The organism is Oceanobacillus sp. CAU 1775 (genome assembly GCF_054482815.1).
This window is the reverse complement of the sequence record NZ_JBTLRO010000006.1, coordinates 152,928-174,120: the sequence shown is the minus strand read 5'-3', so window position 1 is coordinate 174,120 and position 21,193 is coordinate 152,928. Positions and strand designations below refer to the sequence as shown.

Here is a 21,193-nt window from a genome sequence, read left to right as displayed (position 1 = left end):
GAGCTTGTTATTTGCTCTTCCTGATTTTTTATCTTGCTTTTACAATCGTAATTCTTCGTATGAGTAGATAAGTGAAGAAGTATATAATCATCCCGATGACAAACATCTGGGCAAAGAATAATAAATCTAGGTTTCGTGCTATTTGCACCATTTGATCGATTAACCAACCTTGGGTTACACCTAAAAGCAATATTACTCCAAGTACCCCTAAAACGATTCCGCTAACGAGAACCCCGCCTCTATAAAATAGGAGTCCGAATAAATAAGTGACAACAAGAATGAAGAATAGTACCACCGTGTCGACTAGCACTCTTGTTAACCATGTATCTTCACCTAACATTTCAGCTGTATGCAAGAAACGAAACGAATGTAAATTAATCGCATCGGTAAATAGAGAGACCAGGAACTGAATCGTGCTTGATAATACTGCAATAAAAATTGCATAACCTAGAAAGAATAACCCCGTTGCTAAGAATATATTTCTTCTTATTGCACCTACTCGGAGAGCAAAGCTTATCGTTTCTTTCACCGTGATAAATCCTAAGAATAAAACATTAAAATACGTCGCGAATGGGAATCCGAATGCAAAGAAGCCACCTTCAACATCAAGTAAGAAATATGCAATTCCTAACGAGAGAAGAAGAATTCCTAATAAAATTGACCAAAATATGAAGAACGAGTATCTGACATCAGTTAAGAAAAAATATAGTAATCCTTTAATTTGTCGGTTCATTTTAGGCACCACGCTTTCTTTCCGTTAGATAAATCATGAGATCCTGAATTGGAATCCCTTCTACTTTAAGCCCCACTCGGACTGCCTCTTCTTTTGTGCCATAAACATAAGCTGTCATCATACCAGCTAGTTGTTTTTTATCGATGACTTCTTTCTCAATAATGAAAGCTGTAACATCTTCTACTTTTCCAGTAACTGAAACGATCTGTTCACGTAGAAAATCTGTCTCTTCATGTAATTCTAGCTTGCCTTCTTTTAAAATCAGTACCTCTTCAAACAACAAACTCACTTCGTCTATTAAATGCGTCGACAAAATAATCATACGGGCATTTTCTTGGAATTCTTCTAATAAAATTTCATAAAATCTTTTTCTAGATGGTGCATCGAGACCAATATATGGTTCATCAAAAACCGTGATTGGAGCTTTACTTGCCAGACCTACAGTAATACCTACCGCTGATTCCATCCCTTTCGAAAGTGATTTTATCGTTGCATTTAAATCAAGATTGAATTCAGCGATCAATTCTTCAGCAAATTGTTGATCCCAATTCGGATAAAAATGTGAATAGATCTTTAATATATGACGAATCTTTAAACCATCCTTGAAGTTATTACCTTCCTTAATTAAACAAATTGATTCAATTAAATTTTGATTGTCAAAAGGACTTTCTCCGTTAATTAAAATTTCACCAGCATCAGCTAAAATTTGTCCAGATAGGATATCCATAAACGTCGTCTTTCCAGCACCATTTCTTCCGAGTAAACCATAAATTTTAGTTCCTTCAAGTGTAAAAGTAAGATTATCTAAAGCTACTTTTTCTCCGTACTTCTTAGTTAATCCTCGAACTTCAATTTTCATTTAGGATTCCTCCTTTTTTAGCATATCAATTAATTCTTTCTCATCAATTTCAAGTTTTACAGCCGCTTGCTTCAGTGGTTTAACAAATTCTTCGTAAAAATTTTCCTTATATCTGGAGACCAATAATTCACGTGCATTTTCAGTTACAAACATCCCAACACCTCTTCGTTTGAATAGAATATCCTCACTAACTAACTCATTAACTCCTTTAGCAGCTGTCGCAGGATTGATCTTGTAAAATGCAGCAAATTCATTTGTCGAAGGTACTCTTTCTCCCGCTTTTAATGAACCACTAATAATGGTGTCTTCTATATTCTCTTTAATTTGGAGGAAAATTGGCTTTGTATCATCTAATTGGTTACTCATTATTTACCTCCTTTAACGTCTTGTTCATTGGTTAATTACTTGTGTAACTAACCATATAACTAATCAGCTTGAATGTCAATAGTTTCTTTGAAAAATATTTTGATTATTTTAAAAGTGGGGATTTTTAAACAGTTAGATGATGTATGTCGCACTGGAAATGTAGTTACTTATTTCCGATGATGGTTGAAGATTCTTGACGGATAGGATGTGTTAATTGGTATTCAGATTTTTTTGTAATTGATTGAATGGGTTTGTCGGTCACTAATATAGCTATGTCAGTTTAGCAACCAATAAAATGCGTTTATCGGTTACTAATATAACTACATTGATTTTAGCGACCAATAAAATTGGTTTATTGGTTACTAATTTGACTGCATTGATTTTAGCGACCGATAAGATCAGTTTATCGGTCGCTATTTTGGCTATTTTGACTTAGCGACCGATTGAATGCTTTTGTTAGCCACCATTCTCCTTATTGAAGGCTACTCCTATATGTACCTAAGACTCAATTACTCTCAATTCTTAACCGTTGAAGGTACATTAATAAATTTACACAGCTTATAAAATAAAAAAACCAGAGAATTATCTCTGGTCTTGGCTAAGATTGCTTTTAAATTGACTGGATCATTTCTACTCTATTCCCAAATGGATCTCTAAATTCAAATCTGTCATAGCTTGGGATGGCAATGGATGTTAATATTTCGGTATTATTTTTTCGGAGCGTTTCTTTCCAATAGGATATATCGTTTACTTGGTATGCTACATGGGCTTTTGTGTTTGCTCTCTCTGCGCTGTCTTCTGTTCCGACATGTAATTCTAACTCGCCTACCTTAAGCCAGAAGCCACCTCGTCCATTTAGGGTTTCTGGTTTTTCGATTTTCTTTAAACCTAATACCCCGCAATAAAAATCTCTTGCTGCGTCTTCCATACCTTTAGGAATTGTGATTTGTGCATGATGGATACCAACAATCATTTTCTCTCCCCTCTAAATTCATCCTCTGTTCTATCGTAATATACTTAAAGCAATAATTATAATACATCTTTCAGATACGAAGTGATAAATAATACTTATCTAACACAAAAACTCCCACTAACTTAATGTCAGTGGGAGTTTCATGATTATACTTGTTCTACTACGATTTCATCTTCTACAACATCAATATGCACATTTTCTACAGCATCTGCTTCAAGAATTAAATCTGTTAGTTGGTCTTCGATTTTATCTTGGATGACACGACGTAATGGTCTTGCACCAAATCTTGGGTCATAGCCTAGTTTAACTAACTTTTCTTTGGCAGCATCTGTGATTGTGATAGTGATATTATTTTCTTCAATTGCATCTTGAAGCTCTGTGAGCATAAGGTCAACGATATGAAGTAAATTATCTTCTGATAGCTCGTTGAACTCAACAATCGCATCAAATCTATTTAGAAATTCTGGTTTGAAGTAATTGCTTAAGCTCTCTAAAGTAATTACAGAATCGTGTTTCGTGCTGTTAAATCCAACATTTACTTGTTTAGATCCTGTTCCAGCATTACTTGTCATGATGATTACAGATTCTTTAAAGCTAACTGTACGCCCTTGTGAATCTGTTAGTTGACCATCTTCCATAATTTGAAGGAACATATTTTGAACATCCGGATGTGCTTTTTCAATTTCATCCAACAGAATGATGGAGTACGGGTTATGACGTACTTTTTCCGTTAGTTGACCTGCTTCCTCATGACCAACATATCCTGGAGGTGAACCGATAATCTTAGAGACCGAGTGCTTCTCCATATATTCACTCATATCTAAGCGAATGAGTGCATCTCGTTTACCAAATAGTTCTTCAGCTAATACTTTTGTTAATTCTGTTTTACCAACACCTGTTGGTCCAACAAATAGGAAGGAACCAATTGGACGATATTTAGATTTTAATCCTGCACGGCTACGACGAATTGCTTTTGCAACCTTCGCAACAGCTTCGTTTTGACCGATTACTTTTTTACGTAAGTTCTCGTCAAGATGCTTCATTTGCTGTTGTTCTTCTGCCTGCATCTTAGTTACAGGGATTCCTGTTTTTTCTTCTACAATTAATTGTACATCTGAAATAGTTACATCATGAACTTTTTCGTCATCTGATGCTTTTTCTAATTGCTTTTGTAACTGGATTTCTTGGTATCTTAAATTCGCTGCAAGTTCGTAATCTTCACGGTCTGCTGCTTCTTGTTTTTCAGCTACGATTTCATCCAAACGTTCTTTTAATGACGCTGAATCTTGCTGAGAGTTGTTTAAGTTTAATCGTGATCCAACCTCGTCCATTAAATCAATTGCCTTGTCTGGTAGGAAACGGTCTTGGATGTAACGATTCGATAAGCTAACAAATGAATCAATCACTTCATCAGAATAATTCACTTCATGGAATTTCTCATAGCGATCTTTGATTCCATGTAAAATTTGTACTGCTTCTTCTAATGTAGGTTCTTTAACAGTAATTGGTTGTAAACGACGTTCAAGGGCAGCGTCTTTTTCAATTTGACGATACTCTTTTAATGTTGTTGCACCAATAAGCTGCATTTCTCCTCGAGCAAGTGCTGGTTTTAGAATATTACCTGCATCCATTTGTGAGCCTTCAGCTGTACCTGCTCCAACAATTAGATGAATTTCATCGATGAAAAGAATAACGTCTTTTCTCTTTTGAAGTTCTGCAATCAGTTTTTTCATTCTTTCTTCAAATTGCCCACGGATTCCAGTGTTTGCAACTAGAGAAGCCACATCAAGTAAATATACTTCCTTCGATAAAAGTTTAGAAGGTACATTTCCTTCAATGATTTTCAGTGCTAGACCTTCAGCGATTGCTGTTTTACCAACACCTGGCTCACCAATTAGAACAGGGTTATTTTTGTTTCTTCTATTTAGTGTTTCAATCACACGTTTAATCTCATTATCACGACCGATGATCGGGTCAATTTCTCCTGCTCTTGCAGAATCTGTTAAATTCTTACCAAGTTGATCAATTAGACCTTTACCTTTTTTCGCTTTTTGCTTCGTTTTCGTTCCTGCTCGTTGTGAAGCATTCGCTTGGAAAAATTGATTGTCCTCAAATGGATTTTGAGCCTTATCGAAATTCATATTTGAAAAGAAATCATTTGCATTATTCATCATTTTGCCTTGCATTTCACTGAAGCAGGAATGACATAAATGAATTTCCATTCGTTGGCCGTTAACCTGCACTGCTGCATTTACATTTGCATCGTTTGTACCACATTGTTGACATTTCATTTAAAATTCCTCCTTATTATTTTCAATCATTTATATTAACTTTGACTTTGACTATCTTTGACTATGATTTTATTATACTCTGACCTTCTTTGACTTTCAAGTATTTTGTTTAAGAATTTTTGATTGTTTTAATATGTCTCTGCTAAAGTTCCATGTTGGCACGAGCAGATACCCGCTTTGGAAATATACTACGTGCATCCTTAGGCGACTGGTGAGTCTCCGGATACTTCCTTAGCTCATTCTAGTTTTCTTACTTCTTAATCGATGAAGTATCAACAATAAGCTAATATATAGTCTTTATAAAAAACAAGATGAATTACAATCTACCCATCATAATAAATCTAAAACAATTTATGAATTCAAATGAATAGTAAAAAAGAAATACACCCACTATAAATGGAATGTATTTCTTTATATTTATTCAGCGTACTACTCGTAGTTTACTTTCTCTTTTCCAGCGGATATAAATGTCAACAAGCCAAATGACGAATACAATCCAAAAGATTTCATTTGTCAGTGATAGCCCAACGGTAGATTTTCCACCCAAAACCGTAAATAATACAACTAAAAATAAAATATATAATGTCGTTACTAGTTGCAGTTTTAAAGTTGTTTTATTACTTAAGCCTTTTAATTTACTTATGGCTACACCTAGAACGATGATACTTAGTAATATTAAAATAAATACTGAATCTGGGATTGCCAAGACATTAGAGATTGCTGGAAAATAATCGTATGCAAGTAGCACTGTAAAGCATGCAAAATATAGTAAGGTTAAAATTAGCAAAATGTCACCTTTTCATTATTTATTCTTTTCACGTTGGCGTAATTCAATTCTTCTTATTTTACCTGAAGTTGTTTTCGGTAATTCTTCAATAAATTCAATTTCTCTTGGGTATTTATATGGAGCTGTTAATTCTTTTACATGATCCTGTAAGTTTTTAATTAGGTTTGGATCATCTTTATCGACATTTTGTTTCAATACAATAAATGCTTTTACGATATTGCCACGAATCTCATCAGGAGTTCCTACAACTGCGCACTCTTGAACATAAGGATGTTTGATAAGTGCATCTTCTACTTCAAACGGTCCAATCGTATAACCTGAACTTATAATAATATCGTCACGACGTCCTTCAAACCAGAAATAGCCGTCTTCGTCTTTTCTTGCTTGGTCACCTGTAATATAGTAGTTTCCTCTACGGGAAAGTTTCGTCCGTTCCATATCTTTATAGTATTCTCTAAATAAAGCAGGACTATTTAGTGGAACAGCGATATCTCCGACTTCATTTACAGGTACAGGATTTCCATCTTCATCGATTATCTCTACAGCATTCCCTGGAGTTGGTTTACCCATCGAGCCAGGCTTCACTTCCATATCCTTGGTAACGCCTAAAAGCAATGTATTCTCTGTTTGCCCATAGCCGTCGCGAACGGTCACATTAAAATGTTTCTGAAATACATCAATTACTTCTACGTTTAACGGTTCACCAGCAGATACTGCGCTATTTAAATGCGTAAGTTTATAGTCTTCAAGATTATCTGTCTTCGCCATAATACGATATTCAGTTGGTGTACAGCAAAGCACATTAATTTCATTCTCTTCAAGAAGCTGCAAATATGTTCCTGGGTGAAACTTCCCTGCATAAATAAAACCTGTTGCACCAGATCCTAAGACAGATAGGAATGGACTCCAAATCCACTTTTGCCATCCAGGTCCAGCTGTTGCCCAAACATTGTCGCCTTCATTAATTCCTAGCCAATTTTCTGGGGCAGTTTTAAGATGTGCAAATCCCCAACCATGTGTATGAACAACACCCTTGGGATTACCTGTAGTACCTGATGTATAAGGTAAAAATGCAATATCATCGCGTGTCGTATCCACCATTTCTAAGTCTGGGGAAGCTTCTGCTTTTTCTTCATCAATAAATACCCAGCCTTCCTTTGGCTGACCAATAATAAATTTCTTCAGTGAATCATAATTTTTAAGTTTTTCCAGCTCAGCTGTATATTCATGGAAGCTAATAATTCCACTTACCTCTCCATGATTTATACGATATTCCAGATCATTCACCTTCAACATTTCTGAGCTTGGAATGATAATAATACCTGTTTTTAGTGCTGCCAAATATACTTCATACGTTTCAATGAGTCTTGGCATAATAATCAGTACTTTGTCGCCTCTTTCTAATCCACTATTTAAAAAGATATTTCCAATTTTATTCAAATTTCTGATAAGTGCTTGATAAGTGATTTCTTTTCTATTATTATTTTCGTCCAGCCAGATTAATGCCTTCTTATCTGTATCTGATGAATATTTTTCAACTTCCATAACAATATTATATTTCTTAGGTGCGATTAGTTCTTCTCTCTTCATCATGGTCACCACTTTCAAGTAAGTTTTTTACATTATAACAAAACATCAGAAAACTTGAAACTATCTATACTATTTTTTACTTATTATTTTTAATATTATAGTAACTTTAGGTATAAAAAGAGACTTACCACAATCAAGTAGTAAGTCTCATCTTTTAATATAATCCATTAGGCAATTGTTCTTTTAGAACGAGGTCATCTAAACTCTTGAAAGTATAACCTTGTTCACGCAATTCTTTAATGAGCACTGTCAGAGCCTCTGCATTATCCTTGGAGACGGTATGCAATAAAATAATCGCTCCTGGATGTACTTGATCCATTACTTCTTCATAAGCATACTGCCAGCCTTTTTGATTCTTTGTCTCCCAATCCTTAAATGCAATGGACCAAAACACATGAATATATCCTAAATCATTTGCCCATTCCAATGTGCGTTCATTAAATATCCCTCGTGGTGGTCGTACATATTTTAACTCTTTTTGATCAGTTACCTCTGCAACCTTTGCTTCAAGATCTTCTAATTCAGCTCGCATGGCATCCTTCGTTAAAATAGAGAAATCTGGATGGTGATAAGAATGATTTCCAATGATATGTCCTTCATCAACCATCCTTTTTACTAAGTCAGGACGAGATTCAACATAGTGGCCAGTTACAAAAAACAGACCTGGCACAGCTTCTTTTTTTAACACATCTAATATTACGGGTGTATAACCCTCTTCATAACCATTATCGAAAGTTAAATATATATTTTTTTCGCCTGAATCATCGAGGTAATAGGCACCATACTTTTTTAAAATCTCATGATAAACGCCAATTTCTGGTGCTTCCCCATTCGTATTTTTCTTATATCCCCAGCCGTATGCATTCACTGTATCAATAGAAAATAATTGGATAATGATGAGGAAAAACAGGCTTGGTAATAAAATTCGCTTCATAAGCATCCACCTTTTTTCCTTACTTTATCCATTTGTAATGCATATTATTCTATAAAACAAGTGCCGCAATCCAACCAAAGATAATTAACGGGATATTGTAGTGAATAAATGTAGGAACAACAGTATCCCAGATATGATTATGGTTCCCATCAGCATTTAATCCCGAAGTCGGACCTAATGTACTATCTGATGCAGGTGATCCTGCATCACCAAGAGCTCCCGCAGTACCAATTAAAGCTGCAATAGCCATTGGTGAAAATCCTGCGCTTAAACAGATAGGAACGTATAACGATACAATGATAGGTACCGTACCAAAAGATGAACCTATTCCCAATGTAACTACAAGCCCAACAAGTAATAAGATAATTGCAATCAATGCTTGGTTACTTTGTAGATAGGTTGATGAGACTTCAACAAGTGCATCTACTGCCCCTGTTTCTTGAAGTACAGTTCCATAGCCCGAAGCTACAAGCATAATGAATGCAATCATACCCATCATTCCAATACCCTGACTCATCACCGTTTCCAATTTTCGGTATGGAACTACTAGAAATACGAACATAAGTAGCAATCCTGTTAGTGCACCGAGAATTAAATTCTCTGTGTAAATTTGTACAACCAAAGCTGCAACTATTGCAATAATTGTAAGGAAGTGTTCTTTTGTAAAACGATTCACTTCAACAATTGATTCCTCTACATTCAATGAAGCTGTCCCACCTGAACCCAAGATTGGATCTCTTTCTTTTCTGTACGTAATAAAAACTGCAATTAATAACCCTACAACCATACCAAGCCCAGGAATTAGCATCGCTAATGCAGTGTCTTTAACTGTTAAAATCACACCATTTTCTGCTAGACCATCAACAATAATTCCATGGAATATTAATCCAAATCCTGCTGGAATCATAAGATAAGGTGCTTTTAATCCAAAGGTTAATGCCGTTGCGATTGCGCGACGATCCAAACGCATTTGATCAAACAGCTTTAATAATGGTGGAATTAAAATTGGAATAAAAGCAATATGTACTGGAACTAAGTTTTGTGACAAAGAAGCCACACCAGCGATAACAAGAACAATCATTGTCCTTTTTCCAGTTAATTTATCAATTAATAATTTCACTAAAAGTCCAGTAATTCCGGTATAACTAATAGCTATTGCAAAAGCTCCTAATAAAATGTAACTTAGAGCAGTATTGGATTGGCCACCCATCCCGCTTACTAATAGTTTAATTGAATCCACAAATGACAAATCTGCCATAAGTCCTGCGACAATTCCTGCTGCGAGTATTGCTAAGATAACGTTCACGCGCAAGAGACTTAAAATTGTCAAGACCAAGACAGATACAACGACAACCCACTCCACTAAAAATACCCCTTTTCAAAAATAATATAATCGCTTCACTACTTTATCATGATAAAGTAGTGAAGCGATAAATGCAAGTGTTATTTTTAAGAAATGAGGTTTGTTGTTCTAGTAACTTTTGAATCCCTTATATTACTTCAGTTGAAAAGAATAAGAAACATGATCTTGGATTGGTAGCCAGGCACCAATCTTCTGTTTTGTTACATTTTTAACGACTAAACTTTTCTTTGTTCCCTTTAGCTCAATATATACTTCACCAAATGTTATTTCTCCCTTTTCATTTACCGCTGGTACATACGCTTCCAGATGTCCCGTTTTTTGTGCAGCGACTTGATACGTGCTCGGCGTTTTTGTATTTCGACCAACTGTTGCTTTAAATGCGAGCGGCAAATTTGTTTTTTCTTTCGCATTTTCAACAATCATTCTTCTTACCGTATCTGGATTTGCAATTTTACTTGTCAGTGCACCTTTTACCTCTTTATTTTCCTGTTGAGTATAAGTCATTTCTTGTTGTGTATCAGAGCTATTATTCAACTGATTTTTATTAATGGATTGGTACTCCCAGTTGATGGATGTTTCTTCTGATTCATATAACAATGGCCATCTTCCAAGGTAAATCATTCCACGGTAACCAATTCCAATTGGTGAGGGTTTAATTGTTGTTTCGTTTAATAACTGGATCATATCAGCATTTTTAATTTTGACATTCGCATTTTCTATCAACTCTGTTGTCTGTTCACTTGCCTCTATCTGTTCGTAGTCCTCCGTTTCATTGGAGAAAGTATTTTCTTGAGATATATCTAACACATGACTCGGGATTTGAAACTCATTTCCTTCTTGCTTTTGTTCTTCAGCAGAACTCATAGTTGTAAAAGCAAAGAGATTTATAAAAGCGATCGTAGTGATTACTAGTATGTTTTTATACATTCGTCTCGTCCTTTCTTTTCTCCTAGTTTTTTCGACAAACAGATAAATATACATGAAAGATAAGAATAAAAAAAACATGCACAATCCCTTTAGAAGGAATGTACATGTTCTCCGTTAGATATATCTACTAAATCTCTTTTCTAAATAATTCTGAAACATCCCGATTATAATACATAGTGGCCAGTAGATTAAGGCAACTAGTATATACATCGTCATTGCATCGTACTCTCTTCCAGCAACAATTTGTGTTTTTTGAAATAGCTCTGGCACAGTAATTACTGCTGCAAGTGATGTTGCCTTGAGCATATCCATCATTACATTTGTTGTAGGTGGAAGTGCAATTCGGACGGCTTGTGGTAATATAATCTTTCGCAGCGTTAGCCAGTATGGCAAGTTGAGTGCTTTAGCACCTTCCCATTGTCCTTTATCCACACTATTTATCGCAGCTCGGTCAACCTCTGCCAAATAGGCAGCACTATTTAATCCAAATCCGATAATGGCAGCTGTGATTGCTGTAAATTCTATTCCTACGACTGGCAAACCAAAATAAAGAATAAAGAGAAATACAAGCATTGGTGTTCCACGCATAAATGAAATATAAACTCTCGTTGGTAGCCGTAGTAAAAAATATTTTGATCCTCTTGTAAGTGCTAAGAGCAATCCGAGGCTTTGTCCAATTAGCATTCCAGCAATTGTTATTCCTACCGTCATCCAAAGCCCTTCCAGAACAAACGGTAAGCTTCTTATTGCAAGCTCTACGTCAAAAAGATTGCTTATATCAATCTGAGAGAAGTTCATCATTATTATTTACTCCTATAATTGGATATCAGCATCTATTTCTTCAATTTCTCCTTCAGGCTTTTTCGATGCATCTTCTTCATAAAATCTAGTTGCTAATTCAGTTAAGGTTCCATCTTCATGCATCTCTTGTAATACTTCATTTATTTTTTCTGTTATCGTTTCTGCACCCTTAGGGATGATAACAGCTTGTTCAGTTGGATAAAATTTCAGTGTTGGATGAAGATGGATATCAAAATCAGGAAATGCTGCAACACCGAATTTAGTTAAATAATAATCATTCATTACTAAGTCTGTTCTGCCGTTATGAACATCTCTTAAATAAGCTTCGTTTGGAGCATTTCCATATGTCACAACTTCCGCCCCATAGTACTCAGCAATTTGACTATATACTGTAGTGGCTCCTCCACCAGCTTTTTTGCCTTCTAGATCTTCTAAATTTTCAATGCCCGAATTATCTTCTGTTCGAACAGCCATCGTTGTATATGAATATTTATAAGGAACACTAAAATTAAATTCTTCTAATCGTCTCTCTGTAACGGTCATATCATTTGCAGCTACATCAATCCTGCCACTTTGAATAGCTGGTAGCATACTGTCTACACCCATAATTTCAAATGAAACTTCAAGATCCAAACGGCTTGCTACTTCCTTTAAAACTTCAACGTCATAACCTGTAAGCTCATCATTTTCATCATAAAATGATGCAGCAATTAACGTGCCAGATGTACCAACTACTAATTCTCCAGCCTCTTCTATTTCTTCCCATCTTTTGTCTTCTATAACTGATTCAGAATTATCCTGTGTTTCTTCTACTGCATTATCTGTACTATCTCCTTGTGTTTCATTCCCACAAGCCGTAAGCAGTAATAAGAATGCAAAAAACGTCATAATAGCAATTATTTTCTTCATACTTATCTCCCCTGTTATATTATTTTAACCCCACCTAGTGTAACACAGAATACTTTTATAAATAAAGTATATTGAACTATGTCTTTATCTAAATGAGGTTAATATAACAGAAACGAATTATCATGAAGTTTCAACGGCTTATTCTTTTTTTCTTTCACTAACATATGCATTCAGAACGCCACCCAAGATAACAATTAGGCCAAATAAATAAAACCAAACCATCAAAACAATTACAGTTCCCAAGCTTCCATACGTCGTAGAATAATTTCTCAGCGTACCAACATAAAAGGAGAATCCAAAAGAGACGACCTGCCAGCTAATCGTAGAAAATAATGTGCCCCAAACAATATCTTTGAAATATACCCGACGTCGTGGTGCTAATCGGTATAAAAAGATTAATGCTACAAAGAAAATAATGGAACTTGAAACCCAGCGGAATGTTTCCCATGTTTGTAAAAATTGCGCGGACAAATCAATAAATGAAAAGAGATACTCTCCAATCATTCGTCCAAATACGGGAAGTAGAAGTGCAATAAGAATAACAAAAAACATTGCGATTGTTAATAAAATCGAGATGAGCCGATACATAATGAAAGACCGCTTTGGCTCGATCCCATACGCGCGATTAATCGCCTTTGTTACTGCGTTCATCCCATTTGAAGCTGCCCATAATGTACCAATAATTCCCACAGATAAAAGCCCACCATTTTGTACGTTTAGTAATGGTTCAATATTTGTCTGAATTAATTCCGTTACTTGAGCTGGAGCAAAATCTGCAATGGCATTTAATACAACATCTTCATTCAGAGGAAAATAACCTATTAAATTAATTAGGAAAAGTAAAAATGGAAAAAGAGAAAGCAGAAAAAAATATGCAAGTTGGGCAGACAACCCAAATGCATCAACATTCTCTAATCGTTCATAGAATTTTTTTCCTTCTCTTATAAACTTTTTCATTTGCTTTTCCCCTATTAATAGAAATTACCCCATTACAAAATGTAGATGGGGCATTTGTAGACTATTGTATGAGTGGTAAAATTATTTATTCAAGAATTTGTTTATTGTATTTTCAACTTGTTCTAAAGCATTGTATGTACTGTCGGCACTCGAGTTAACTGTGTGATTTACTTTATCAACAGCTGCACGTAAAGATTGAACTGCTTCTGTTGGGTTATTCATTAAGTTATTCGTTTCGATCTTTAATTTATCAATACTACTTCTTGTATACATTCTTGTTTCCTTATCAAACTGCATTGCGATCACACCAAGAACTGCACCTGCTACTGCTCCAATTAATAATTTTCTTTTACCCATAATGAATCTCTCCTTTATACAATCATCATTTATTTCTAAACTAATTTCTATACTTCTTACATTATAAGCGAAAGGGAGACAGATACGCAAAAAAACCTGTGTAAATTTTGTCTATTTATGAGACTTACGTCGAAATACTATAGAAATTAAGGGTTAAACCTCAAAAACAAAAATAATTTTAAAAACATTTTAAAAAAAGACTTGACTTTACTTCTAATATTCGGAATATTAGATAGTATAAATAAATTCTAAAAGAAAAGGGAGGATGATTTTGTGGTAGATTTGCTTGATAAGATAAGTGGTATCGTTTGGGGTCCGCCTTTATTGATTTTAATTGTGGGCACAGGGATTTATCTGACTTTTAGACTTGGATTTGTTCAGATTTTCGCATTACCAACGGCTTTGTTGAACGCGTTTAGCCCAAAGAAACAAGATAAGTTATCTGAAGGAGACATTTCACACTATCAAGCATTGACAACTGCAATGGCTGCTACAATTGGAACTGGTAATATTGTTGGGGTAGCTACTGCTGTTATTGCAGGGGGACCAGGTGCAGTATTCTGGATGTGGATCATGGCAATCTTTGGTATGGCAACGAAATATGCTGAAGCTGTTCTGGCAGTTAAATACCGCGTGAAAGATGCTAAAGGTCAAATGGCTGGGGGCCCGATGTATTACCTTGAACGGGGGTTGAACGCTAAGTGGCTTGCTGTTCTATTTGCAATTTTTGGTTCTATTGCTGCTTTTGGTATTGGAAATATGGTACAAGCAAACTCTGTATCTGCAGCCGCTGAAAATTCATTTAATGTGCCTACATGGGCAACCGGAACGATTCTAGCAATTATAACAGCAGCGGTTATTTTAGGTGGTATCAAGAGTATTGGGCGAGTCACAGCATTTTTCGTTCCAATAATGGCTGTTTTCTACGTTTTCGGTGGATTATTGATTATGGGACTTAACTTTGATCTCGTACCAACAGCTATAAATATTATCATAACAGATGCCTTTACTGCTAGTGCAGTAGGTGGTGGTATCTTAGGTACGGTAATTCGTTACGGGATTGCTCGAGGAATCTTTTCTAACGAAGCTGGTCTAGGATCTGCTCCAATTGCAGCTGCAGCAGCTAAAACAGATTATCCTGGGAGACAAGGTCTTGTTTCCATGACACAAGTATTCATTGATACGATTATCGTATGTAGTATTACTGGTATTACGATTGTAATGGCTGACCTACATCAGTCAGGTTTAGATGGTGGTGCATTAACTGGTGAGTCATTTGGTGCTTTCTTAGGAACTCCTGGACTTTATATTGTTAGTATAGCAACGATTCTATTTGCATATTCGACACTCATTGGTTGGTCTTATTACGGGGAAAAATGTTTTAACTATTTATTTAAGAGTCCGCATGCTGTAACCATATACCGAGTCGTATGGGTTGCCGTAGTCTTCATAGGAGCAGTCGTATTGATTGACGTTGTATGGTTATTTGCAGATATCTTTAACGCATTAATGGCTGTACCGAACTTAATAGGACTTCTTGGACTATCCGGAGTTGTAGCCTATGAAACAAAACGTTTCTTAAAAGTAGCAAAAGAAGAAAAAGAAGCAGCAAAAGAAGCAAAAAGAGCTTCGTAATTGAATCTATTTAAAAAAATCGCCTAGTCTACAAACTAGGCGATTTTCTTAAACTAACGATCTAATACAGTTTTCATCATTATTCTGTGCTTTATTTACATAATTAGAAACAGTGTAAGCTTCTAATGGCGGATCTTCTACACTGTCTAAGAGTGTTTTTGCTTGTATAGGTGCATACTGTTCTGGAGCTATCCATGAATCTTCTGCTTCTTTCGGTAAAATGATTGGAACTCTATGATGAATATCTTTCATAAAGCCTTGTGAATCTCTCGTTAAGATTGTGCAGGTAAATAATGTTTTATCATCCTGAACCCATTTATCCCATAGTCCAGCAAAGGCAAAAAACTTTCTATCTTTTACTTGAATTCGCTTCGCAAGTTTTTCTTCCTCTGTTTGTTGCCATTCGTAAAAACTATCAGCAATTATTAAACAGCGCTTGCGGCTCATTAATTGTTTGAAGCTTGGTTTTTCGTGCGCAGTTTCGCTTCTGGCATTAATCATTTTGTAACCAATTTTTGGATCTTTTGCCCATGATGGTACGAGACCCCAGCGCAGATATCCGGCCCGTTTATTATTTCCGTCATGAATTACTGCAAGAACATCTTGACCAGGAGCAACATTATAACTTTCTCTATAATCCGCAATCGGTTCCTCAATACCAAACTCATCTAAAAAATCAAGTTGGTCACCTAGTAAGGTATATCTTCCACACATAAATTCCTCGCCTCCTTAGAAAATACTGAAATCCCAATGGCTAGCAATGTGTCTTAATAAGCGAATACCTGCGATACTGTTTCCTTGTTCATCAAGTGACGGCCCATAAATACCGATTCCACAGCCATCCATGAATGGAAGGATTTCTTCTCGAACTCTTGGTGGAGTCGAAGCCATAATTCCACCAGACACTCCACTTTTTGCTGGTATTCCAACATAAGCTGCGAATTTTCCTGATGCATCGTACATTCCACAAGTAAGCATCAATACTTTAGCAAGTCTTGCAATTTGACGGGGAATTACTTCCTCACCTGTTAGTCGATCAACACCATCATTTGCTAGAATCATTCCCAGCCTTGCTAAATCATCAACCGTAATCTGAATTGAACATTGTTTAAAGTAAGTTTCTAATGTAATATCTAAATCTGATTCCAAGGCACCCGTCTCAAGTAAAAAATAACCGATTGCACGATTTCTTAAAGAAGATGTTTTTTCCGAATCATATACTTCTTTATCGATTGATGGTCGGTAGCCAAGAATTTTCTCTAAAAGTTCAAAAATCCCACTAAGCTTCTCTTCAGGCGTATTTCCTTCTAGCATAGATGTTACTGTAATAGCTCCCGCATTAACCATCGGATTAAATGGTTTATTTATTTGTTTCATTTCTAAATGCATGATGGAGTTAAATGCTTCCCCTGTTGGTTCTACATCTACTCTGCTTAAAACGTAAGAAATCCCTCTTTCCATACAAGCTACAATGAAAGAAAAGACTTTTGAAATACTTTGAATGGTAAAAGGAGTATCAACATCTCCAGAACGAATGACCATCCCATTATTCCCTATAATTGTAATTCCCAAAGCATTTTGATCTGCTAATTGTAATTCCGGTATGTATGAAGCCAGTTTTCCATCTTCTGTATGTTTACCGTAAAATTTCACCCAATCGTCGACATAATTCTGGAGCCATTCTTGGGTTAATTCTGTATTCCAGTTTGCTGATCCTTGTACCATAGAAACACCTCCACTAATCTAAGCTTATTGTAGCAGGGATACTCCCCAAAATGCAAAAATAGGAGGCTAGCTTTAGCTAACCTCCTAATCTATCATTTTTATTATTTACTTATGAACATTTGTGTCCAGTGATTTCCTTGGCTAACATAGCCTACGCCGATATGTGTGAAGTTACCGTTTAGGATATTTGCACGGTGGCCAGCACTGTTCATCCACGCAGTTACCACTTGTTGTGGTGAAGTTTGTCCTTTTGCAATGTTCTCTCCTGCTGCATTATAGCTAATACCATATTTTTTCATCATATCAAATGGTGAGCCATATGTTGGACTTTGGTGAGCGAAATAATTATTTACTGCCATATCTCTTGATTTCTCACGAGCAACTCCGCTTAATGAAGTGTCTGCTTGTAATGGTTTTAAACCAGCTTTTGCACGTTCTTGGTTTGTTAAATCTACTACTTGTTGTTCAAATTGACTTAATGCATTAGATGGAGCTGTTTGTTGTTTTGGTTTCTCTTGCTGTTTTTGTTGTTGCTGAGCTTGAGCTGCTGCTTGTTCTTTTGCTTTACGCTCTGCTTCAGCTTTTTCTTGAGCTTTTCTATCAGCTTCTGCTTTTGCTTCTGCTTCTTGTTTAGCTTTACGTTCTGCTTCAGCTTTAGCCTTCGCTTCTGCCTGTGCCTTAGCTTGTGCTTCTTTATTTACAGTTTCTTGATTTTGCTTTGGCTGTTCTTTAGATGGTACAGGATTATTTGTTGCTTCTTGCTTCTTTTCCTCAAGCTCTGTTACTTCTTGAACAACTTCCTTAGTAACTTCATCCTCATCTATATTAACTTGCCACTCTTTTTCAAGCTTTTCTAAAGCTAGTTTTAATTGATTTGAAATGTCTTCATCAGAAAGATTGTTCCAGCTATCGCTCAGTGTGTAGAATGCTTTATGTGCTAGTTGCTTGGCATCCACTGAAACTGTTTCAGCTGCAGATGAGAAGACACCTCCATATGTTAATGCAAACGATGATGCAGTGATGATCAATAATTTTTGAAACATTGTTCTACCTCTCCTTGTCGTTGTTTGTTTTGTTTGGTGCCACTAAATAGTACCACGCGTTTTTTGTAATATTAGCGGGATTCTTTTCCAATCGATAAATGGAATAGGATTTCAAACCACTCTCTCTTAGAAAAATTCAAATGCTATAAGGTTTCTTTAGTAAAGAATAATCATAGCAATTTAGGAAATAACTATGTAAATTGGAAGGCTTTACTAGGAATAACCTCTTGACACGCTCTCGAATCCGTCGATTTATTACAAAATCAGTAAAAATGTAATTAAAATGTTACTTGCTTTCATGCTCTGGTCTGTCTTATTTTATAGAGAGGCAGAATTTTTTTAAGTAGTATAGATAAACAAGAAGGAGTCGTTTTTTACCTCACTACTAACTATAAACGATTCGAAAGTTAATATTTATAGGCGAAAGGTCATTTTTTTTGTCGATTTAATGAACAATTTGGTCATTTCTTGTTTATAAGTGAATTTTTTACATCATTGGAGGAGCTATATATGTTTTCAAATGCAGAAATCGGAATTGATTTAGGAACAGCAAATATACTAATATATTCAAAAACAAAAGGTATTGTATTAAACGAGCCATCGGTTGTAGCCATTCATGCGAACACAAAAGATGTGGTAGCGGTTGGTCAAGAAGCGAAAGAGATGATTGGAAAAACGCCACAGAACATCATTCCAATTCGACCATTAAGAGAAGGTGTCATTGCTGATTATGACGTGACAGCACAAATGTTAAAGATTCTATTAAAAAAAGTAAGTAAGAAAATTGGAATCTCAATGAGGAAACCTACCGTCGTAGTTTGTACTCCATCTGGCAGTACAGAGGTAGAAAGACGCGCGATTCATAATGCAATCACTAGTTTCGGAGCGAAAGCCGTTCATTTAATAGAAGAACCTATTGCAGCTGCAATAGGAGCAGATCTTCCTGTTGATGAACCAATTGCTAGTGTTGTAATTGATATAGGTGGTGGAACTTCAGAAGTTGGCATTATTTCCTTTGGAGGCGTTGTTGCATCAAATTCTGTACGAGTTGGTGGAGATAAATTTGACGAAGAAATTATTCAATATATCCGAAAAACATATAATGTTCTTATCGGGGAAAGAACGGCAGAAAACATCAAAATGGAAATAGGCTATGCACATTCGAATCATAAAGAAGAAACCATGGCGATACGTGGCCGTGATATGGTTAATGGCTTACCAAAAACAATTGATATCACTTCTTCTGAAATTTATGAAGCTATCAAAGAGCCTCTACTGAAAATTCTGGATACTGTAAAAGCTACTCTAGAGAATTGTCCACCTGAATTAAGTGGCGACATTGTCGATCATGGAGTTGTTTTAACTGGTGGAGGAGCTTTACTTCAAGGCATGCAAGAATGGCTAGCAAATGAACTAAATGTTCCTGTTCATATTGCAGCAAATCCATTAGAAGCAGTTGCATCAGGTACAGGTCGTTCATTAAAAATTATTACTAAGTTACAAACAGTAGCAAAATAATTCATAAAAACCCTGCGTTTATTCTTAATAATAGAATAAACGCAGGGTTTTTTTATATTTACTATTGAACTAAATTTCCGCTTCTATATCTCTACCTCAGTCTTTTCCACAGTTTCACCGAAAATATCTTCAAAAATATGAACATCCCTTTTTGCTAATTCATCAATGTATTCTTTTCCGGGCACAATAGTCTCTGGTGGACAAACCCCTGTCATTTGAATGACTCTGCCCCCAATCATTTGTGCGACAATTGAAATAGTAGTTGCTGTTGCTCTAGCCATTGCTGTTACTTTTCTATCCATATCTTTAAAAGTAGTCATTTCAAATTGATGGGTTTGTTTCTTACCATCCTTCATTCCTGAAACAATTACCCTTAGAAGTACAGCATCTTCCTTATCTCCTAATTCAACAATCGGATCGAGTACCTTCAATAATACTTGCCTTGGATTAATCGATTGCCCATTAACTTCTACGGTATAATCAGATTTTGTTAAATTTAAATCTACTAGTAACTTAAACTTTTCCGCATGACCAGGGTAACGAATTGTTTTATATTCTAATGTCTTTAGATTTGGATAAGTGACAGAAAGTGTTGATGTTCCGCCTGACGTGTGGAAAGCTTCTAAAGGTCCAAATTTATCAAAGTATATTCGCTCGATTTCAGTTAATGAAGTCATCTCTTGCTTTTGACCATTGCGGATAATTAGAGAAGGATCTGTATAATGATCAAACACACCTTCCATGGAAAATACATGATTATATTCTAATGGCGCTTCAGGGCGAACAGGAATTCCTCCAACATAAAGCTTTAATTCTTCTAAATGATCGAGCTTACTTGCACCATAACCAGATAATATATTAATCATACCTGGTGCAACACCCAAGTCAGGAATAATCGTTACACCTGCAGCTTTCGCATCTTCTGATAGCTTTAAAACTTTATCTGTCATATGCCCAATATGCCCGCCAAGGTCAATGGAACTAACCCCAACTTCAATCGCTGTGCGCGCCACAATTTCATTAAAGGAATAAAATAGCGCATTAATAATAACATCGAAATCCTTCATAAAGTTTACTAACTCAGCCTTATCACTAGCATTCACTTGGTATGCCTGAAGTTTATCTGAATTCAAAGATAGACAAATTGCCTCTACTCTTGAAATATCAATATCTGCTAGACCAACTTTTTCAACACCATCACTTGCTACAAGGTCTCTCGCAGCTTCCTTACCCATTAGTCCTGCACCTAATACACCTATTTTCAAATATCCCACTCCTCATATGTCTAATTTTTTAATCCTTCACTAAGTCTCGGCCTTCATATCTCTCGGTGGCCTCACTATATTTCTAAAGAACTATCATGTATGCTTACCTTTACTAGTTACAAAGAATGAAAGCGATTACAGTCCTTATCTATATATATTC

At 35.8% G+C, this 21,193-nt stretch carries 20 protein-coding genes; 2 read left to right on the top strand and 18 right to left on the bottom strand.

The genetic code is table 11. The features are described from left to right. Window positions 1-28: 28 nt before the first annotated feature. The 14 genes from ACXYMZ_RS12155 to ACXYMZ_RS12090 form a co-directional block, all read right to left on the bottom strand. Window positions 29-733: a hypothetical protein gene (locus ACXYMZ_RS12155; RefSeq protein ID WP_458948673.1), complete on the bottom strand. Its 705-nt coding sequence runs from the start codon at window positions 731-733 to the stop codon at window positions 29-31. A gap of 1 nt (window position 734) precedes the next feature. Beyond that, window positions 735-1,592, bottom strand: a complete 858-nt coding sequence (locus ACXYMZ_RS12150) for an ABC transporter ATP-binding protein (RefSeq protein WP_458948672.1) — start codon at window positions 1,590-1,592, stop codon at window positions 735-737. Further along, entirely contained in the window at window positions 1,593-1,958 is a 366-nt protein-coding gene (locus ACXYMZ_RS12145; protein WP_458948671.1) for a GntR family transcriptional regulator, read from the bottom strand. Window positions 1,959-2,568: 610 nt separating this feature from the next. After that, window positions 2,569-2,931 (bottom strand): VOC family protein, encoded by a 363-nt coding sequence (locus ACXYMZ_RS12140; protein ID WP_458948670.1) that lies wholly within the window; start codon window positions 2,929-2,931, stop codon window positions 2,569-2,571. Between the two features lie 146 nt (window positions 2,932-3,077). Further along, on the bottom strand, window positions 3,078-5,222 hold the full coding sequence (locus ACXYMZ_RS12135; RefSeq protein WP_458948669.1) for an ATP-dependent Clp protease ATP-binding subunit: 2,145 nt from the start codon (window positions 5,220-5,222) through the stop codon (window positions 3,078-3,080). Between the two features lie 421 nt (window positions 5,223-5,643). Then, window positions 5,644-6,009: a hypothetical protein gene (locus tag ACXYMZ_RS12130; protein ID WP_458948668.1), complete on the bottom strand. Its 366-nt coding sequence runs from the start codon at window positions 6,007-6,009 to the stop codon at window positions 5,644-5,646. Between the two features lie 15 nt (window positions 6,010-6,024). Next, window positions 6,025-7,599 (bottom strand): acyl-CoA synthetase MbcS, encoded by a 1,575-nt coding sequence (gene mbcS, locus ACXYMZ_RS12125; protein WP_458948667.1) that lies wholly within the window; start codon window positions 7,597-7,599, stop codon window positions 6,025-6,027. Between the two features lie 154 nt (window positions 7,600-7,753). Then, on the bottom strand, window positions 7,754-8,533 hold the full coding sequence (gene pdaA, locus ACXYMZ_RS12120) for a delta-lactam-biosynthetic de-N-acetylase (RefSeq protein ID WP_458948666.1): 780 nt from the start codon (window positions 8,531-8,533) through the stop codon (window positions 7,754-7,756). Between the two features lie 49 nt (window positions 8,534-8,582). Continuing rightward, complete coding sequence (locus ACXYMZ_RS12115) at window positions 8,583-9,896, bottom strand: Na+/H+ antiporter family protein (protein ID WP_458948665.1); 1,314 nt, start codon at window positions 9,894-9,896, stop codon at window positions 8,583-8,585. 132 nt (window positions 9,897-10,028) lie between these two features. After that, on the bottom strand, window positions 10,029-10,823 hold the full coding sequence (locus ACXYMZ_RS12110; RefSeq protein ID WP_458948664.1) for a YfkD family protein: 795 nt from the start codon (window positions 10,821-10,823) through the stop codon (window positions 10,029-10,031). A gap of 114 nt (window positions 10,824-10,937) precedes the next feature. Continuing rightward, window positions 10,938-11,624 (bottom strand): amino acid ABC transporter permease, encoded by a 687-nt coding sequence (locus ACXYMZ_RS12105; protein WP_458948663.1) that lies wholly within the window; start codon window positions 11,622-11,624, stop codon window positions 10,938-10,940. A 12-nt stretch (window positions 11,625-11,636) separates the two neighbouring features. After that, entirely contained in the window at window positions 11,637-12,533 is an 897-nt protein-coding gene (locus tag ACXYMZ_RS12100) for a transporter substrate-binding domain-containing protein (RefSeq protein ID WP_458948662.1), read from the bottom strand. Window positions 12,534-12,671: 138 nt separating this feature from the next. Next, window positions 12,672-13,490: a YihY/virulence factor BrkB family protein gene (locus ACXYMZ_RS12095; protein ID WP_458948661.1), complete on the bottom strand. Its 819-nt coding sequence runs from the start codon at window positions 13,488-13,490 to the stop codon at window positions 12,672-12,674. 81 nt (window positions 13,491-13,571) lie between these two features. Beyond that, the gene (locus ACXYMZ_RS12090; protein WP_458948660.1) at window positions 13,572-13,847 is read right to left on the bottom strand and encodes a YtxH domain-containing protein; all 276 of its coding nucleotides are present in this window, start codon (window positions 13,845-13,847) and stop codon (window positions 13,572-13,574) included. A gap of 273 nt (window positions 13,848-14,120) precedes the next feature. Here ACXYMZ_RS12090 and ACXYMZ_RS12085 point away from each other — a divergent pair, with 273 nt between their 5' ends. Then, window positions 14,121-15,482 (top strand): alanine/glycine:cation symporter family protein, encoded by a 1,362-nt coding sequence (locus ACXYMZ_RS12085; RefSeq protein WP_458948659.1) that lies wholly within the window; start codon window positions 14,121-14,123, stop codon window positions 15,480-15,482. 48 nt (window positions 15,483-15,530) lie between these two features. On the opposite strand, the gene ACXYMZ_RS12080 is transcribed toward ACXYMZ_RS12085, so the two are convergent. From ACXYMZ_RS12080 to ACXYMZ_RS12070, 3 genes are all read right to left on the bottom strand, one after another. Next, complete coding sequence (locus ACXYMZ_RS12080; protein WP_458948658.1) at window positions 15,531-16,196, bottom strand: SOS response-associated peptidase; 666 nt, start codon at window positions 16,194-16,196, stop codon at window positions 15,531-15,533. Between the two features lie 15 nt (window positions 16,197-16,211). Beyond that, window positions 16,212-17,207: a glutaminase gene (locus ACXYMZ_RS12075; protein ID WP_458948657.1), complete on the bottom strand. Its 996-nt coding sequence runs from the start codon at window positions 17,205-17,207 to the stop codon at window positions 16,212-16,214. Between the two features lie 101 nt (window positions 17,208-17,308). Then, window positions 17,309-18,250, bottom strand: a complete 942-nt coding sequence (locus ACXYMZ_RS12070) for a CAP domain-containing protein (protein WP_458948656.1) — start codon at window positions 18,248-18,250, stop codon at window positions 17,309-17,311. A gap of 510 nt (window positions 18,251-18,760) precedes the next feature. On the opposite strand from ACXYMZ_RS12070, the gene mreBH reads away from it, so the two are divergent. After that, window positions 18,761-19,768, top strand: coding sequence for a rod-share determining protein MreBH (mreBH, locus tag ACXYMZ_RS12065; protein ID WP_458948655.1), 1,008 nt, complete (start codon window positions 18,761-18,763; stop codon window positions 19,766-19,768). 83 nt (window positions 19,769-19,851) lie between these two features. On the opposite strand, the gene ACXYMZ_RS12060 is transcribed toward mreBH, so the two are convergent. Further along, on the bottom strand, window positions 19,852-21,033 hold the full coding sequence (locus tag ACXYMZ_RS12060) for a saccharopine dehydrogenase C-terminal domain-containing protein (RefSeq protein WP_458948654.1): 1,182 nt from the start codon (window positions 21,031-21,033) through the stop codon (window positions 19,852-19,854). Between the last annotated feature and the right edge of the window lie 160 nt (window positions 21,034-21,193).

Coding starts and splice junctions, on each gene's coding strand:
- ACXYMZ_RS12070 (WP_458948656.1), bottom strand. CDS start 18,250: ATGTTTCAAAAATTATTGATCATCACTGCATCATCGTTTGCATTAACA.
- pdaA (WP_458948666.1), bottom strand. CDS start 8,533: ATGAAGCGAATTTTATTACCAAGCCTGTTTTTCCTCATCATTATCCAA.
- ACXYMZ_RS12080 (WP_458948658.1), bottom strand. CDS start 16,196: ATGTGTGGAAGATATACCTTACTAGGTGACCAACTTGATTTTTTAGAT.
- ACXYMZ_RS12095 (WP_458948661.1), bottom strand. CDS start 13,490: ATGAAAAAGTTTATAAGAGAAGGAAAAAAATTCTATGAACGATTAGAG.
- mbcS (WP_458948667.1), bottom strand. CDS start 7,599: ATGAAGAGAGAAGAACTAATCGCACCTAAGAAATATAATATTGTTATG.
- ACXYMZ_RS12145 (WP_458948671.1), bottom strand. CDS start 1,958: ATGAGTAACCAATTAGATGATACAAAGCCAATTTTCCTCCAAATTAAA.
- ACXYMZ_RS12150 (WP_458948672.1), bottom strand. CDS start 1,592: ATGAAAATTGAAGTTCGAGGATTAACTAAGAAGTACGGAGAAAAAGTA.
- ACXYMZ_RS12110 (WP_458948664.1), bottom strand. CDS start 10,823: ATGTATAAAAACATACTAGTAATCACTACGATCGCTTTTATAAATCTC.
- ACXYMZ_RS12155 (WP_458948673.1), bottom strand. CDS start 733: ATGAACCGACAAATTAAAGGATTACTATATTTTTTCTTAACTGATGTC.
- ACXYMZ_RS12100 (WP_458948662.1), bottom strand. CDS start 12,533: ATGAAGAAAATAATTGCTATTATGACGTTTTTTGCATTCTTATTACTG.
- ACXYMZ_RS12090 (WP_458948660.1), bottom strand. CDS start 13,847: ATGGGTAAAAGAAAATTATTAATTGGAGCAGTAGCAGGTGCAGTTCTT.
- mreBH (WP_458948655.1), top strand. CDS start 18,761: ATGTTTTCAAATGCAGAAATCGGAATTGATTTAGGAACAGCAAATATA.
- ACXYMZ_RS12140 (WP_458948670.1), bottom strand. CDS start 2,931: ATGATTGTTGGTATCCATCATGCACAAATCACAATTCCTAAAGGTATG.
- ACXYMZ_RS12075 (WP_458948657.1), bottom strand. CDS start 17,207: ATGGTACAAGGATCAGCAAACTGGAATACAGAATTAACCCAAGAATGG.
- ACXYMZ_RS12135 (WP_458948669.1), bottom strand. CDS start 5,222: ATGAAATGTCAACAATGTGGTACAAACGATGCAAATGTAAATGCAGCA.
- ACXYMZ_RS12105 (WP_458948663.1), bottom strand. CDS start 11,624: ATGATGAACTTCTCTCAGATTGATATAAGCAATCTTTTTGACGTAGAG.